Below are 13,879 nucleotides of genomic sequence, written 5' to 3'. Positions count from 1 at the left end.
GTGGGAGAGGGATATGAAAAAGAAGGTTTAACATGAAAGGAATACTTGAAAGAACATTTAAATTAGGTTTACACGAAACATCACCAAAACAAGAAGTTTTAGCTGGAGTTACGTCATTTTTCACGATCGTATATATTATGATTGTAAATGCGTCAATTTTATCCGATGCTGGCATTCCTCTTGAAGCTGGAATTTTAGCAACTGTTTTCAGTTCATTTGTCGGATGTCTACTCATGGCATTTTGGGCAAATGCACCTGCTATTCTTGTCCCTGGTATGGGTGTAAATGCATTCTTCACGTACACAGCTGTGCATACGCTTGGACTAACTTGGCAAGAAGCATTGGCTGCTGTCTTTATCTCTGGTATTATTTTTGCAATTGCCGCTTTTACACCAATCGCTCGCGTGCTATCAGTATCAATTCCAAAGTCATTAAAGGAAGCAATTACTGTCGGCATCGGATTATTTTTAGCGTTTATCGGATTGCAAAAAGGTGGTTTAGTCGTTTCGAACCCAAATACTGCTGTTGCAATGGGTAAATTAAGTAACCCTGTCGTTCTTGCGACCGTGCTTACTCTTATCGTTGCACTTGTACTATTTATTCGTAACGTACGTGGAAACTTTTTATGGACGATTGCAATAGGAACTGGTATTGCATGGCTATTTGGCCTTGTTGATACAAGTCAAATCGGAAATAGTTCATTCTCATTCGCTAATTACGGCGATGTGTTTGGAGCTATGTCATTTGGCAAACTTTCTTCCTTACCGTTTTGGATTGCAACATTCTCCTTAAGCATGGTGCTTATTTTTGAGAACATGGGACTTCTGCACGGTTTATTAGAAGATGACCGTAAATTCCCACGTGCTTACCAAGCCAATGCAATTTCAGCAATGACATGTGGTCTATTTGGCACAAGCCCTACCGTATCAACAGTAGAGAGTGCCGCAGGTATTACTGCAGGCGGAAAGACAGGTCTGACGTCTATCGTTACGGGGTTGTTATTCTTTGCATCATTGTTTGCACTTCCGTTTGTCAAACTAATTCCTGATAGTGCCATTGCACCAATCTTAATTATTATTGGCGGCCTGATGATTACAAGCATTCAGCAAATTCCTCTGAACGATTTTTCAGAAGGATTTCCAGCGTTCTTAATTATCGTCATGATTCCGCTCACATATAGTATCGCTGATGGCATTGCGTTCGGATTTATTGCTTATCCTATCTTAAAAGTTGCTCTTGGAAAGCGTAAAGAAGTCGCACCATCTATGTATATCATTACATGCTTATTCTTAGCTATGTTTGTATTACATGCTATTGGTTAAGAAAAAACACCGGGGAAATCCTCGGTGTTTTTTACTTAAACCATCCTTTTTTATAAAACCAGGCCATCATTCCGCCGCCAATTAATGCCATTAGAAGAAGACAAATAAAATAACTATATTGTCCACCAAGCTCTGGCATATGCGTAAAGTTCATTCCATATACTCCCGCAATAAATGTTAATGGCATGAAAATAGTCGAGAATACAGTTAATGTTTTCATAATGTTATTCATATGATGTGAGTTTAATGAAAAATAACTATCCCGAATATCCGCCGTTAACTCTCGACTTGCCTCAATCATTTCCGTAAGTTTAAGTAAATGATCATGTATATCTTTAAAATAAATCTCATGATCACTTATACCGTAAAAACGAGTGGAATTCAAAATACGATACAATAAATCACGCATTGGAATAATTGTACGTCTTAACTTAGATAAATCTGCCCTAATATCAAATACTTCTTCTAGCACGGCTCCTGCTGTCTCACCTGTTAAATTATCATCAATCGCATTTAAATGATCTTCAATGTAATATACAGGTGCGAAATAATCATCTACAATTTGATCAGTGATCGTATGTGCTACATGTAAAGGCCCTTTCTTAATCCGCCTCTTCTCACCAAGTGTTTTCCATACTCTTTCAATTGCATTATTATGAGAAAAATGGAAAGAAACAATATAGCGATCACTAACAAACAAATCAATTTCATGTGGTTCTAGCCCATCTTCTCCAAACGCGTGAAGAACTAAAAAGTTATATCCATCATAAAAATCAACTTTTGGCCTCTGTACATATTCTAGACAGTCTTCAATTGCAAGGGGATGGAACTTAAAATGGTCTTGCAGAATATATGTATACTCTTCTTTCGTTGGCTTATATAAATCTAGCCAATACCATACAATATGGTCTTTCGTTGTTTCTTCTAGAGAAACATCATATAATACTTCATCTGTTTTTGTTACTGCACAAATTCTAATCATAATTTCACCCATTATTATTATAAACAAAAAATAGTAAAAAAAGCCAAGGAGAAATCTCCTCAGCTTTTTTTTATTACTTCGTTACGATACCGTGTACTAAAGTTGGTGCATCTACGTGTTCTTTAGAGATCTTCATGTTCTCATAAATTTTCGCTTTTACATCTTCAACATTTTCGCGGTTTGCGTAAATTGTAACAAGGGATTCACCTTGCTTCACGCTATCGCCTACTTTTTTGCGCAGCATTAGACCAACTGCTAAATCAATTTCAGACTCTTTCGTTGCACGTCCTGCTCCTAAAAGCATTGCTGCTGTTCCGATTTCGTCTGCAACGATTTCTGATACATATCCGTCTTCTTTCGCTTCCACTTCAATTTTAAATTGTGCTTGTGGCAATTTAGAAGGATCATCAACAACAGATGCGTCGCCGCCTTGCGCTGATAAGAACGTTTTAAATGATTCTAGCGCTTTTCCGTTGTTCATTACTTCAATTAGCTTTTCACGTGCATCTTCTAAAGATGAAGCTTGTCCAGCAAGGTACACCATTTGACTTCCAAGTGTTAAACATAGCTCCTCTAAATCTTTCGGCCCTTTACCTTGTAATGTATCAATTGCTTCTTGTACTTCTAATGCGTTACCGATAGCTTCACCGAGTGGTTGACTCATGTCAGAAATAACTGCCATCGTATTACGACCAACGTTATTACCGATGCGTACCATTGCTTCTGCTAAACGTTTTGCATCTTCATCCGTTTTCATAAATGCACCTGCTCCAGTTTTTACATCAAGAACAATTGCATCTGCACCAGCAGCAATTTTTTTACTCATAATCGAACTTGCAATAAGCGGAATTGAGTTTACTGTTGCTGTTACATCACGAAGTGCATATAGCTTTTTATCAGCAGGTGTTAAGTTACCACTTTGGCCGATAACAGCGATTTTATTTTCATTTACAAGACGCATGAATTCATCGTTTTCAATTTCCACATGGAATCCTGGAACTGCTTCTAATTTATCAATTGTACCACCAGTATGTCCTAAACCGCGTCCAGACATTTTCGCTACTGGTACATCTAAAGCAGCTACTAATGGACCTAATACAAGTGTCGTTGTATCACCAACACCACCTGTTGAATGCTTATCTACTTTTACACCTTCAATAGCTGATAAGTCGATTGTATCACCGCTATTTACCATTGCCATTGTTAAATCAGCACGCTCTTGATCGTTCATATCTTGGAAGAAAATTGCCATTGCAAGTGAACTTACTTGATAATCAGGAATATCACCATTCGTATATCCTTCAACGATAAAGTTAATTTCTTCTGTCGTTAATGCATGTCCGTCACGTTTTTTTGCAATTAGGTCCACCATTCTCATTGTGAAGTCACCCCTTCATTTGTTTTACGATTGCTTTTACTAATGCTAAGAAGTTAGCTTTAACACGTTCTGTCGTTTCAATTACTTCATCGTGGTGAAGTGGTTGATCTAAAATACCAGCTGCCATATTTGAAATACAAGAAATACCTAATACTTTCATACCAGCATGACGCGCTACAATTACTTCAGGTACTGTTGACATACCAACTGCATCTCCGCCAAGTGTACGAAGCATACGAATTTCAGCAGGTGTTTCATATACAGGACCTGTCATTCCTACGTATACACCTTCTTGTACTTTAATGTTTAATTCTGCTGCAACTTGTTTCGCCATTTCGCGAAGTTCTACTGTATATGATGTAGACATATCAGGGAAACGTACGCCCATTTCAGAATCATTCGGTCCGATTAATGGATTCGTACCCATGAAGTTAATGTGGTCTGAAATTAACATAAGATCGCCTGGCTCAAATGATGTATTTACACCACCAGCTGCGTTTGTTACAACTACTGTTTCTACACCTAGTTCTTTCATCACACGAACTGGGAATGTTACTTTTTGCATGTCGTATCCTTCATAGAAGTGGAAACGTCCTTGCATTGCTACTACTGTTACACCTTGAAGTGTACCAAATACTAGTTGACCTGCATGGCCTTCTACAGTTGATACTGGGAATTCAGGGATTTCACTGTAAGGTACTGTTACTGCGTTCTCAATTTCGTCTGCTAATACACCTAGTCCTGATCCAAGGATTAGTCCTACTTGTGGTGTCTCTTGAAATTTCTCTTTTAAGTATGAAGCTGATTTTGTAATAAGTTCACGATTCATTTGTTTATCCCCCTATTTATTTAGCTCATTTAAGAAGCTTGTTCCGTATTCTGGCATTTTCACACCGAAGTTTTCTGCTACTGTTGCACCAATATCAGCAAATGTTTGACGAAGTGGTAACTCTTGTCCGCCTTCTTTCATGCTTGGGCTATATGCTAATAATGGTACATATTCACGTGTATGGTCAGTACCAGGGTGAATTGGATCATTACCGTGGTCTGCTGTAATTAATAATAGATCATCTTCTTTTAGTTTTGCGAATACTTCTGGAAGACGTGCATCATATTCTTGCAGAGCTTCTCCGTATCCTTGTGGATCACGGCGGTGGCCGAATAATGCATCAAAGTCAACTAAGTTTAAGAAGCTAAGACCTGTAAAGTCCATATTTAATGTATCTACAAGCTTATCCATTCCATCCATGTTAGACTTCGTACGAAGTGATTCCGTTACCCCTTCGCCATCATAGATATCAGAGATTTTACCGATAGCAATTACATCGTAGTCACTATCTTTTAATTCATTCATTACTGTACGGCCGAATGGTTTTAATGCATAGTCATGACGGTTTGGTGTACGTGTAAAGTTTCCAGGTTCACCAACGAATGGACGAGCAATAACACGACCTACCATGTATTTCTCATCTAATGTTAATTCACGTGCAATTTTACAGATTTTATATAACTCATCAAGTGGCACTACTTCTTCGTGTGCTGCAATTTGCAATACGCTATCAGCAGAAGTATAAACGATTAAAGAGCCTGTTTCCATTTGCTCTTGACCAAGTTCATCAAGAATCTCAGTTCCAGAAGCTGGCTTATTACCGATAATTTTACGGCCTGTTTTTTCTTCTAATTCATCAAGTAATTCTTTCGGGAATCCTTCCGGGAACACTTGGAATGGTGTATCAATGTAAAGGCCCATGATTTCCCAGTGACCTGTCATTGTATCTTTACCAGTAGATTTCTCTTGCATTTTTGTGTAATATCCAAGTGGTTTCTCTACTTTAGAGATACCTTTCATTTCTCGAATGTTACCAAGACCTAATTTCACCATGTTAGGCATTTGTAACCCATTCATATGTTCAGCAATGTGACCAATTGTGTCAGAGCCTAAATCACCAAATTGCTCAGCATCTGGTGCTTCACCGATTCCCACAGAGTCCATTACGACTAGGAATATACGTTTATATTTATTCATAACTGCGACCTCCTATAAGTTCAGTTCTACTTCTTGTAGTATGTTCAAAACGCTATAAAGTGAAACTGTTATCCATAAGAATTCTCATTGTCAAACAGTACTTCTTTAAATCATTTTCTAACCTATTTCGTTTACTTGAAACGATTCAAAAACATTTCTAGTTTTTTCTAAGTCAGATGTCAGACATCTGATACTGATATCATAACATGTTTACGCTTTCTTTTTAATACATTTTCGTAGAATTTCTCATTTTCTTCACACTTCTATTGTAATCCATTCTGCAACGAAGTGCTAATTTTTTTATGATTTATTTCTTCATATTAAAAATAAAAAGTAGCTCTAAAGAGCTACTTTTTATTTTACTTCTATTGTTTCTTCTTTATGTTCATGCAATTCGCCTTTTCTTACATGTACTTTCACTTTGTAAGCACCGTTCTCTTTGAAAGTATGTTTCGTTTCATACTCTCCTTTATTCCCTTCTTTCGCTGGAATAAATTCGTGTTTTTCAACACCATCTTTCCAAATCTCTAGTTGTACTTCAGCGCCAGTTAGGGCTTCTTCTTTTTGTTTTAAATGAACTTTCATTGTAGATTCAGCATTTGCCTTTATGTCTACAGCCATAAGATGGATCATTGTGTCACTTTTATGATCTCCATGTCCTGCACTGTGATCACTATTTTCTTTTTTCGCATCTTCTACTTTCGCATTTCCTACAGCAACTTTTACTTCTGGCATAACGTGCATTTCACGTGCATTTGTGTGAGCAATAATATGGTATACTCCATCCGTTTCGAATGTTTTCTCTACTGCATAAACACCTTTTCCTTTATGCTTACCATCTAACATCTCGTGCTTTTCGTCGCCATCTTTCCAAATTTCAAACTTTACATCATCGGCATCCGTTACTTTTTCTTTCCCTTGTGTAACAAGTGCTTGTACTTCTGTTTTTTCACCTGGTTTAATTTCTTTCGGATTTGTTTGGACTGCTACTTTTACAGCTTCAAGTTTCTTTTCTTTTTTCGGTTCTTCTTTGTTTGTATTACAGCCAGCCAACGCTAGCATCGCGATAAATAAAATCATAATCAGTTTTTTCATCATCATTTCCTCCTTTATACTTTATTTAGTATAGAGGAAATACATTGTAATATTCCAGTCTTCTGCTGAAAACAATATACGAAATGTTTGTGAAGTTTCTGTGAAACGGTCTTCCCCTCTTAATCTATGAAAAAAAGAGCATAGTAACTATGCTCTCGGATGAAACTGTTTATATACATCTTTTAATCTAGTTTTTGAAACGTGCGTATAGATTTGCGTCGTTGAAATATCTGCATGGCCAAGCATTTCTTGTACAGCACGTAAATCTGCTCCATTTTCTAATAAGTGCGTAGCAAACGAGTGACGCAACGTATGAGGTGTAAGCTCTTTTTCAATATTTGCTTCTTTCGCTAATCGTTTTAATATTTTCCAAAATCCTTGTCTTGATAATCGATTACCATGATGGTTTAAAAAGAGTGCATCTACTACTTTTTTCCCCATTAATTCTCTTCTTCCTTTTTCAATATACTTTTGAATCGCTTCCGTTGCTAAACTTCCTAGTGGAATAATTCTTTCTTTATTCCCTTTCCCTATGCAACGAACAAATCCCATCGTTAAATGTACATCTTCTAAATTTAGTGCAATCAATTCTGAAACACGAAGTCCTGTCGCATACAGTAACTCTAGCATCGCCTTATCACGAATCCCAAAAGCACTTGTCATTTTTGGTGTTTGAAGTAACGCCTCTACTTCATCAACTGATAATACTTTTGGTAATTTACGTTCCCCTTGTGGCGTTTCAATATGTACGGATGGGTCGTGTTCTACCGCTCGTTCACGAAGTAAAAATTGGTGGAACGAACGAATTGATGCGATATGACGCGCCAATGTTTTCGAAGATTTTCCGTTTTCTTTTAAATACTGCAAAAAGTTAACAATGTGTAAACGGGTCACTTCATGAAAAGTTTTCGTCTGTTCCACATTTTGCAAATACTTTACGTAGCTTTTTAAATCCCGTTCATAAGATACTACTGTATTCTTTGCTAATCCTTTTTCGACAACCATATAATGAATAAAATCTTTTAATTGATCTTCCACTCTACACTACTCCCCATTTTCATAGAAAAACATCATTCTATTTACGAAAGCATCCTTTGCCGGTTCTTCATTCCCTGATACTTTTTCTACAGTCTCTTCTTTAGGTTTTTCATAACGATGATAGCTTTCATATTCTTCATTTATCCATAGTATAGCGAAATAAAACAAAATCGTACAACTTGTAAATAATAAAAATACTTTTATTCCATCAAAAGTTAATTTTAAAGCTCGGCGCATTGTAAATTCCTCCAAAATATAAGTTATTACAACATATGCCAAGCTTTCACCAATTTATACCTTATTCAAATAAAAAACCTCTTCCTAGATAAATAGGAAAAGGTTATTTTTCATCCGTTTCATTTTCTTGACAATTTTTACAAATCCCATGGAATGTTAAACGATGATCTTTCACCTTAAAGCTCCAGTCTCGTTCTACTTTCCTTTCCACTTCACCAAGTAAATCTTCTTGTATTTCTTGTACAGCACCACATTGTGTACAAATCAAATGATGGTGGAAACGCTGCGCACCTTCTTGGCGTAAGTCATAGCGTGAAACACCGTCTCCGAAGTTAATCTTATCGACAACTTTTAACTCAGATAATAGTTCTAAAGTTCGATAGACGGTTGCTAATCCGATCTCTGGCGACTTTTCTTTTACAAGGAGGTAAACATCTTCTGCGCTTAAATGATCTTCTTCATTTTCTAGCAGCACACGAACTGTTGCTTCACGTTGCGGTGTTAATTTGTAGCTCGCTGCATGTAATTGCTTCTTAATTCGTTCAATTCTTTCTTCCATTCGGTACTACTCCCTCCTCGCCACTCTTACACCATTATATCAGAAGAAGGGCTTCTGTCAAAAGAAAAAACAATAAAAACAAATTGATAATTATTCTCAAAAAGTATTTATTTTTTATTAATAGCCTCAACGACTTCTTTCATTAAAACTGGTGATGCGTAAGCCTCCACACTAGAAGCAAGTGCTAACACCACTCCAATTACGAGAAAGAAGCATGTATAACGGATTAATAATGGTAATAGTGGCTCGGTTATTTTTCTAATAAATTGATGCCTAATCATCCGTAAAGAAAAACTTGCAGCAATAGTTGTCATAACGAGAAAGACTGGAATGATAATTAAATTTTGTGGCAAAACAGATACAAAAGCTAATAATAGTCCATTCCATCCATGCTGACTTACTAAAAAACCAACTGTAAATCCAACGACAACTCCTTTTACAAATAATAAAATAAAAATAAGTGGTAATCCAATAATTGAAATCCCTAAAATCCAAATAAATCCGATGTATTTTAATTGCGAAAAGTAACTTTCTCGAAACATTTCGCCTGCAATGGCAAATTCTCCTTTAGAGACTTGTCCAAAAAAACGTTGTAAATAAAATGATAAATCTTGTTTTTGATTGATTTGTAAACTATTCACCAGAATGGCTCCGAATATTACTCCCATCAATAATAAAACGGCGTTAAATATATATAATGAAGAGTTTTCCTGTATGTGAGACATTACACGGTCTTGCCAATTTTTTCGCCACATTTTTCTTCCCTCCGTTCACACTCTTATTAAAAATGTATGAAAGAAAGAAAAAAGTATGACGAATTAACATTGAAATTCCGCTCTACTTTGCTAAACTAAAAAGTAGAGAATAGGAGGGATTTCTCTTGAAACCATTATTATTAGATTTTCCAACATTATTTCAAACTGAACGCTTGCAAGTTCGTAAACCATTTCCAGGTGATGGTGCAGAAGTATATGAAGCAATCCAAGCTTCTCTAGAAGACTTAGTACCGTGGATACCAATTAACGCTGAAACAGAAGAGAGTGCTGAAGAAATTGTTCGCGAAGCTCACGGACAGTTTTTACTTCGTGAAACACTTGATTTTCACTTATACGATAAAGTATCTGGTACATTCATCGGAGCAATTACACTAAAGCCTGAAAACTGGGATATTCCAAAGTTTTCACTTCACTTCTGGCTACATAGTGTCTATACAAAACAAGGCTATATGACCGAAGCTGTTAAAGGTGCGATTCAGTTCGCCTTTGATAAACTAGGCGCTAGAAGAATTGAAATTCGTACTGATGCAACAAATATAAATGCATGTAGCTTAGCAGAACGTTTAGAATTCATTCTAGAAGGTACAATGGAAAATGATTTCCTAGCACCAGATGGTAGCTTACGTGATGCACGTGTATATGCAAAAATCAATTAAAAAACACTCGCCTTTGGCGAGTGTTTATTTTTGTAGTTGTAAATATTGTACTGCAAACATCGTCTTCGCATCATGAATACGAAGATCTTTCATAAGAGTACTCGCTTCTTCTAATGATACTTCCATTAATTCCACAAACTCATCTTCATCTAACTCAGCTTTATTTTCTTTTTTTGTCAAACCTGTCGCTTTATATACATATAAAATTTCATCTGCGAATCCTGGAGATGTATAGAAAGAAGTAATGAGCTCCATATTTTCACATACATATCCTGTTTCCTCTTCTAATTCACGAACTGCTGTCACCTCTGGTTTTTCACCGGGTTCTAACTTGCCGGCTGGAATTTCTATAATTGCCTTTTCAAGCGCTTTACGATACTGCTCAACAAGCACAATTTTCCCCTCATCCGTAATAGCAATAATCGCAACTGCACCAGGGTGATTTACAATTTCACGTTTACTCATTTCTCCATTTGGTAATACTACATCATCAACACGAACTTTTATAACTCTACCATCAAAAATCGGCTCAGTTTTTACTGTTCTCTCTGTAAGATTACTCATACTACTTCATCTCCCTGTTCTATTTCCTATTCTTTCTTCATACATTTTACCACATTGAAAGGAGCGTGATAGAAATGAAAGTTTATATTTTACCAAATCGCATCACGTTAGTCGGAAAAGCATGGCAAATTCGCCATAAGCTAAAGCAATATAGCAAAGAGTATACAACTGTACAAGAGTGGATTACAGCAAATAAAGTGAAACATTAATCATGCTTTTACGGGCAGTTAATGCGAAGCGAAAAGGAAACGTTTGTCAACCTCTTTTCCCTCTCGTACAATAAAGGTAAGGAGGTTGACCTATGAAAAAACGTCAATTAGGAAACTCAGATTTGTTTGTTACAGAAATGGGCCTTGGCTGTATGTCTCTCGGTACATCTGAAACAGAAGCTATGCGTATTATCGATGAAGCGATCGATTTAGGAATTAATTTTTTTGATACAGCAGATTTATATGATTACGGATTAAATGAAGAATTTGTTGGAAAAGCCTTGAAGGGGAAAAGAGACCAAATTGTTCTTTCAACGAAGGTTGGAAATCGTTGGACAGAAGAAAAAAATGGCTGGTCTTGGGATCCTTCTAAAGCTTACATAAAAACTGAAGTAAAGGAAAGTTTACGTAGACTTCAAACTGATTATATTGATCTTTACCAACTTCATGGCGGAACGATTGAAGACCCAATCGATGGAACAATTGAAGCTTTTGAAGAATTGAAAAAAGAAGGTATTATTCGCCATTACGGTATTTCTTCTATACGCCCAAATGTCGTTCGTGAATATGCAAAACGCTCAAACATCGTTAGTGTACTAATGGAATATAGCCTTTTAAATCGGCGTCCAGAAGAATGGTTCCCCCTTCTAAATGAACACCAAATTAGCGTCATTGCCCGCGGGCCACTTGCAAAAGGAATTTTAACTGACAACAATGCAAGAAAAATAGAAAGAGTAAAGGAAAAGGATTATCTCTCTTATTCTTACGATGAATTACATACAACTCTAGCGAGTGTAAAAGAAACGATTGGAGAAAGCTCTTTAACAGGAACAGCTATTCAATATTGCTTACATAATAAGACTGTTGCAGCTGTTATACCTGGTGCAAGCTCGCTTCAACAATTGCAGGAAAATATACGAGCTAGCCAACAGTTACCTTTAACGAAAGAAGAATATGTACAACTTCAAAAAATTGTTAAATATGACACATATGCTTTGCATCGTTAAAAATATCGAATTACCGATAAACAGAAGACTGCCTCCTTTATTAGGAGACAGTCTTTTTTATAACGTATCATATTTATCAGGATTCGTTCCTACATGTAAATCACGATTCAACGTGTTAATTTGACGTATTTCTTCTTCAGTTAGTGCAAAATCAAAAATAGTAAAGTTTTCTTTAATACGAGATGGTGTAACAGATTTAGGAATTGTAACAATCCCGCTTTGAATATCCCACCTTAATATAACTTGTGCAGGTGTTTTTTCATATTTGTTAGCAATAGCCTGAATGATTGGATGCTGGAATACTTCTCCGCCCCTCATTAACGGACTCCATGCTTCCATTTGAATTTGCTCATCTTGACAATAATTGCACAACTCAAATTGCGTCAACATCGGATGAAGTTCCACTTGGTTTACCATCGGCTTCACTTTGCAATTTGGTAATAATAGTTCTAAATGATGTTTATGAAAATTAGAAACACCAATCGCACGCACTTTACCTTCTTCATACAATTTCTCTAAAGCTCGGTACGTATCAACATACTTCCCTCTTACCGGCCAATGTATTAAATATAAATCTACATAGTCCATTTGTAATTTTTTCAAACTCTTTTCAAACGCCTCGAGTGTCTCCTCATATCCTTGATCGTCGTTCCATACTTTTGTTGTAATAAATATATCTTCTCTTGGAATTCCTGATTCACGTATCGCCTCTCCGACACCGCTTTCATTTTCATATACAGTTGCTGTATCAATCGAACGGTATCCAACTTCTAACGCTGTTTTTACTGCTTGCTTTACTTCGTCTCCTTCTTTCGCTTTATATACGCCTAGACCAATCATCGGCATTTTCACGCCATTATGAAGTGTAGTTGTTGGAATATGCACAGTCGTCTCCCTTTCATTGTTACATTTTTTATAAGCCACAATTTTATTTCAACAAGATTCATCCCAAAAGTCAAAACATACGTACAGTTTACATAACACTTTTATATAGCTAAAAAATAGCGTGAACTCATTCATTCACGTTATTTTTTCTCCATTCTTTCGCTTTTTCATCCACATTGCGCACAAACTCATTTTTTCCTTCCGTATATAACGCGCCATCATATGTATACTTTTCGGCTAATTCTTTCTTTAAGGTTGCATATGCCTCTGCTTCTTCACAATGAGCCATCATATAATCACGAAATGCTAAATGCCTTACTATCTCTGGATTTCCTTTTTCAAACACGTGTAAATGATACGAGCGTTTTTCTTCAGTTCCATGAATAAAATATCGGCGTCTTGAAATACCATTTTCCCCTTTTACGATGTAACCAAGCTCTATAAATCGTTCATTCCACCCATCTACTCTTTCGATATTTTCTACTTCCATGATCATATCAATAATAGGTTTAGCTGCCAGTCCGGGAACTGACGTACTTCCAATATGATGAATTTTTACCGTTTCTGGCATCGCTGATTTTAATCTTTTAGCCTCCATTTGAAATTTTTCACTCCAATGGTTTTCATGTGGAACAACGACAATTTTTCTCATTCTAACTCCCCTTTTCTTACAAGCTCGTCAAAAAATGACCAGTGGTATTTCACTGATCATTTTTTTATTATTTAAAGTCTTTCCAAGTAAGGTTACTTTCACTTAGCAGTTCTTCAAATGATTTATTCTTTTCACGTTCTTTTTGTTCTTGGCGCTTTCTTTCCAGTTCAGCTGCCTCTTTTTCCTCTTCCCTCACTTGCAACTCTTTCTTCTTACTCTTTAATTGTTGCATGAGTGAATCATTTAATTGATCGCCTAATGTAAGTGTTTCTTTCTTTGGTTGATTCACTTGCGATTGTCTTTGCATTTGTCTTTGTTTCTTTTTCTTCATGCTACTCACCTTTTACTTTTTTCTCCATTATAGTAGATACACGATGAAATCGACAATAAAAAAGGGTCTTTACTCTATTATTCACTTTTTGTAAATATGTTAATTTTTCGAAAAGACTAAATTTTTATGTAGCTATAATCCTATGAATCTATTAAAATTATG

At 36.2% G+C, this 13,879-nt stretch carries 17 protein-coding genes; 4 read left to right on the top strand and 13 right to left on the bottom strand.

Annotated features, from left to right (window positions below; genetic code table 11):
* Window positions 1-32 precede the first annotated feature (32 nt).
* Window positions 33-1,322: an NCS2 family permease gene (locus H6481_RS01745; RefSeq protein ID WP_000676248.1), complete on the top strand. Its 1,290-nt coding sequence runs from the start codon at window positions 33-35 to the stop codon at window positions 1,320-1,322.
* A 31-nt stretch (window positions 1,323-1,353) separates the two neighbouring features.
* On the opposite strand, the gene corA is transcribed toward H6481_RS01745, so the two are convergent.
* From corA to spoIIM, 9 genes are all read right to left on the bottom strand, one after another.
* Window positions 1,354-2,316 (bottom strand): magnesium/cobalt transporter CorA, encoded by a 963-nt coding sequence (gene corA, locus H6481_RS01740; RefSeq protein ID WP_140155488.1) that lies wholly within the window; start codon window positions 2,314-2,316, stop codon window positions 1,354-1,356.
* A 61-nt stretch (window positions 2,317-2,377) separates the two neighbouring features.
* Complete coding sequence (locus H6481_RS01735) at window positions 2,378-3,682, bottom strand: pyrimidine-nucleoside phosphorylase (RefSeq protein WP_001243069.1); 1,305 nt, start codon at window positions 3,680-3,682, stop codon at window positions 2,378-2,380.
* A gap of 7 nt (window positions 3,683-3,689) precedes the next feature.
* Window positions 3,690-4,511, bottom strand: coding sequence for a purine-nucleoside phosphorylase (locus H6481_RS01730; RefSeq protein ID WP_001078447.1), 822 nt, complete (start codon window positions 4,509-4,511; stop codon window positions 3,690-3,692).
* A gap of 12 nt (window positions 4,512-4,523) precedes the next feature.
* The gene (gene deoB, locus H6481_RS01725; RefSeq protein ID WP_182810977.1) at window positions 4,524-5,708 is read right to left on the bottom strand and encodes a phosphopentomutase; all 1,185 of its coding nucleotides are present in this window, start codon (window positions 5,706-5,708) and stop codon (window positions 4,524-4,526) included.
* Between the two features lie 354 nt (window positions 5,709-6,062).
* Window positions 6,063-6,806 carry a FixH family protein gene (locus H6481_RS01720; RefSeq protein ID WP_182810975.1) on the bottom strand — a complete coding sequence of 248 codons (744 nt, stop codon included), beginning with the start codon at window positions 6,804-6,806 and terminating at the stop codon, window positions 6,063-6,065.
* A gap of 144 nt (window positions 6,807-6,950) precedes the next feature.
* Window positions 6,951-7,841: a site-specific tyrosine recombinase XerD gene (gene xerD, locus H6481_RS01715; protein WP_000390088.1), complete on the bottom strand. Its 891-nt coding sequence runs from the start codon at window positions 7,839-7,841 to the stop codon at window positions 6,951-6,953.
* Between the two features lie 6 nt (window positions 7,842-7,847).
* A complete protein-coding gene (locus tag H6481_RS01710; protein ID WP_001250432.1) occupies window positions 7,848-8,078 on the bottom strand; it encodes a YqzK family protein in 231 nt (76 codons plus the stop codon).
* Window positions 8,079-8,181: 103 nt separating this feature from the next.
* On the bottom strand, window positions 8,182-8,637 hold the full coding sequence (locus H6481_RS01705; protein ID WP_000392657.1) for a Fur family transcriptional regulator: 456 nt from the start codon (window positions 8,635-8,637) through the stop codon (window positions 8,182-8,184).
* A 107-nt stretch (window positions 8,638-8,744) separates the two neighbouring features.
* Window positions 8,745-9,362: a stage II sporulation protein M gene (gene spoIIM, locus H6481_RS01700; protein WP_013142149.1), complete on the bottom strand. Its 618-nt coding sequence runs from the start codon at window positions 9,360-9,362 to the stop codon at window positions 8,745-8,747.
* A 155-nt stretch (window positions 9,363-9,517) separates the two neighbouring features.
* Here spoIIM and H6481_RS01695 point away from each other — a divergent pair, with 155 nt between their 5' ends.
* Window positions 9,518-10,069 carry a GNAT family N-acetyltransferase gene (locus H6481_RS01695; protein WP_182810973.1) on the top strand — a complete coding sequence of 184 codons (552 nt, stop codon included), beginning with the start codon at window positions 9,518-9,520 and terminating at the stop codon, window positions 10,067-10,069.
* Between the two features lie 24 nt (window positions 10,070-10,093).
* On the opposite strand, the gene H6481_RS01690 is transcribed toward H6481_RS01695, so the two are convergent.
* A complete protein-coding gene (locus tag H6481_RS01690) occupies window positions 10,094-10,633 on the bottom strand; it encodes an NUDIX hydrolase (RefSeq protein WP_182810971.1) in 540 nt (179 codons plus the stop codon).
* A gap of 74 nt (window positions 10,634-10,707) precedes the next feature.
* Between H6481_RS01690 and mciZ the strand changes: the two genes are divergently transcribed.
* Window positions 10,708-10,842 carry a Z-ring formation inhibitor MciZ gene (gene mciZ, locus H6481_RS01685; protein ID WP_000870292.1) on the top strand — a complete coding sequence of 45 codons (135 nt, stop codon included), beginning with the start codon at window positions 10,708-10,710 and terminating at the stop codon, window positions 10,840-10,842.
* Between the two features lie 92 nt (window positions 10,843-10,934).
* Window positions 10,935-11,849, top strand: coding sequence for an aldo/keto reductase (locus tag H6481_RS01680; protein ID WP_182810969.1), 915 nt, complete (start codon window positions 10,935-10,937; stop codon window positions 11,847-11,849).
* A gap of 57 nt (window positions 11,850-11,906) precedes the next feature.
* Here the strand turns inward: H6481_RS01680 and H6481_RS01675 are convergent, their stop codons facing one another.
* From H6481_RS01675 to H6481_RS01665, 3 genes are all read right to left on the bottom strand, one after another.
* Complete coding sequence (locus H6481_RS01675; RefSeq protein WP_000547988.1) at window positions 11,907-12,734, bottom strand: aldo/keto reductase; 828 nt, start codon at window positions 12,732-12,734, stop codon at window positions 11,907-11,909.
* A gap of 127 nt (window positions 12,735-12,861) precedes the next feature.
* A complete protein-coding gene (locus H6481_RS01670; RefSeq protein ID WP_001227186.1) occupies window positions 12,862-13,386 on the bottom strand; it encodes a GrpB family protein in 525 nt (174 codons plus the stop codon).
* Window positions 13,387-13,453: 67 nt separating this feature from the next.
* The gene (locus H6481_RS01665) at window positions 13,454-13,717 is read right to left on the bottom strand and encodes a YqkE family protein (RefSeq protein ID WP_000727561.1); all 264 of its coding nucleotides are present in this window, start codon (window positions 13,715-13,717) and stop codon (window positions 13,454-13,456) included.
* Window positions 13,718-13,879: the final 162 nt, after the last annotated feature.

It is taken from the genome of Bacillus sp. ME78 (assembly GCF_903970865.1).
Taxonomy (GTDB): Bacteria; Bacillota; Bacilli; order Bacillales; family Bacillaceae_G; genus Bacillus_A; species Bacillus_A cereus.
Note: the sequence above shows the minus strand (reverse complement) of the source record. Positions and strands in the feature narration are given on the sequence as shown.

Coding starts and splice junctions, on each gene's coding strand:
- H6481_RS01710 (WP_001250432.1), bottom strand. CDS start 8,078: ATGCGCCGAGCTTTAAAATTAACTTTTGATGGAATAAAAGTATTTTTA.
- H6481_RS01680 (WP_182810969.1), top strand. CDS start 10,935: ATGAAAAAACGTCAATTAGGAAACTCAGATTTGTTTGTTACAGAAATG.
- H6481_RS01735 (WP_001243069.1), bottom strand. CDS start 3,682: ATGAGAATGGTGGACCTAATTGCAAAAAAACGTGACGGACATGCATTA.
- H6481_RS01690 (WP_182810971.1), bottom strand. CDS start 10,633: ATGAGTAATCTTACAGAGAGAACAGTAAAAACTGAGCCGATTTTTGAT.
- corA (WP_140155488.1), bottom strand. CDS start 2,316: ATGGGTGAAATTATGATTAGAATTTGTGCAGTAACAAAAACAGATGAA.
- deoB (WP_182810977.1), bottom strand. CDS start 5,708: ATGAATAAATATAAACGTATATTCCTAGTCGTAATGGACTCTGTGGGA.
- H6481_RS01705 (WP_000392657.1), bottom strand. CDS start 8,637: ATGGAAGAAAGAATTGAACGAATTAAGAAGCAATTACATGCAGCGAGC.
- H6481_RS01670 (WP_001227186.1), bottom strand. CDS start 13,386: ATGAGAAAAATTGTCGTTGTTCCACATGAAAACCATTGGAGTGAAAAA.
- H6481_RS01730 (WP_001078447.1), bottom strand. CDS start 4,511: ATGAATCGTGAACTTATTACAAAATCAGCTTCATACTTAAAAGAGAAA.
- spoIIM (WP_013142149.1), bottom strand. CDS start 9,362: ATGTCTCACATACAGGAAAACTCTTCATTATATATATTTAACGCCGTT.
- H6481_RS01745 (WP_000676248.1), top strand. CDS start 33: ATGAAAGGAATACTTGAAAGAACATTTAAATTAGGTTTACACGAAACA.
- H6481_RS01720 (WP_182810975.1), bottom strand. CDS start 6,806: ATGATGAAAAAACTGATTATGATTTTATTTATCGCGATGCTAGCGTTG.
- mciZ (WP_000870292.1), top strand. CDS start 10,708: ATGAAAGTTTATATTTTACCAAATCGCATCACGTTAGTCGGAAAAGCA.
- H6481_RS01665 (WP_000727561.1), bottom strand. CDS start 13,717: ATGAAGAAAAAGAAACAAAGACAAATGCAAAGACAATCGCAAGTGAAT.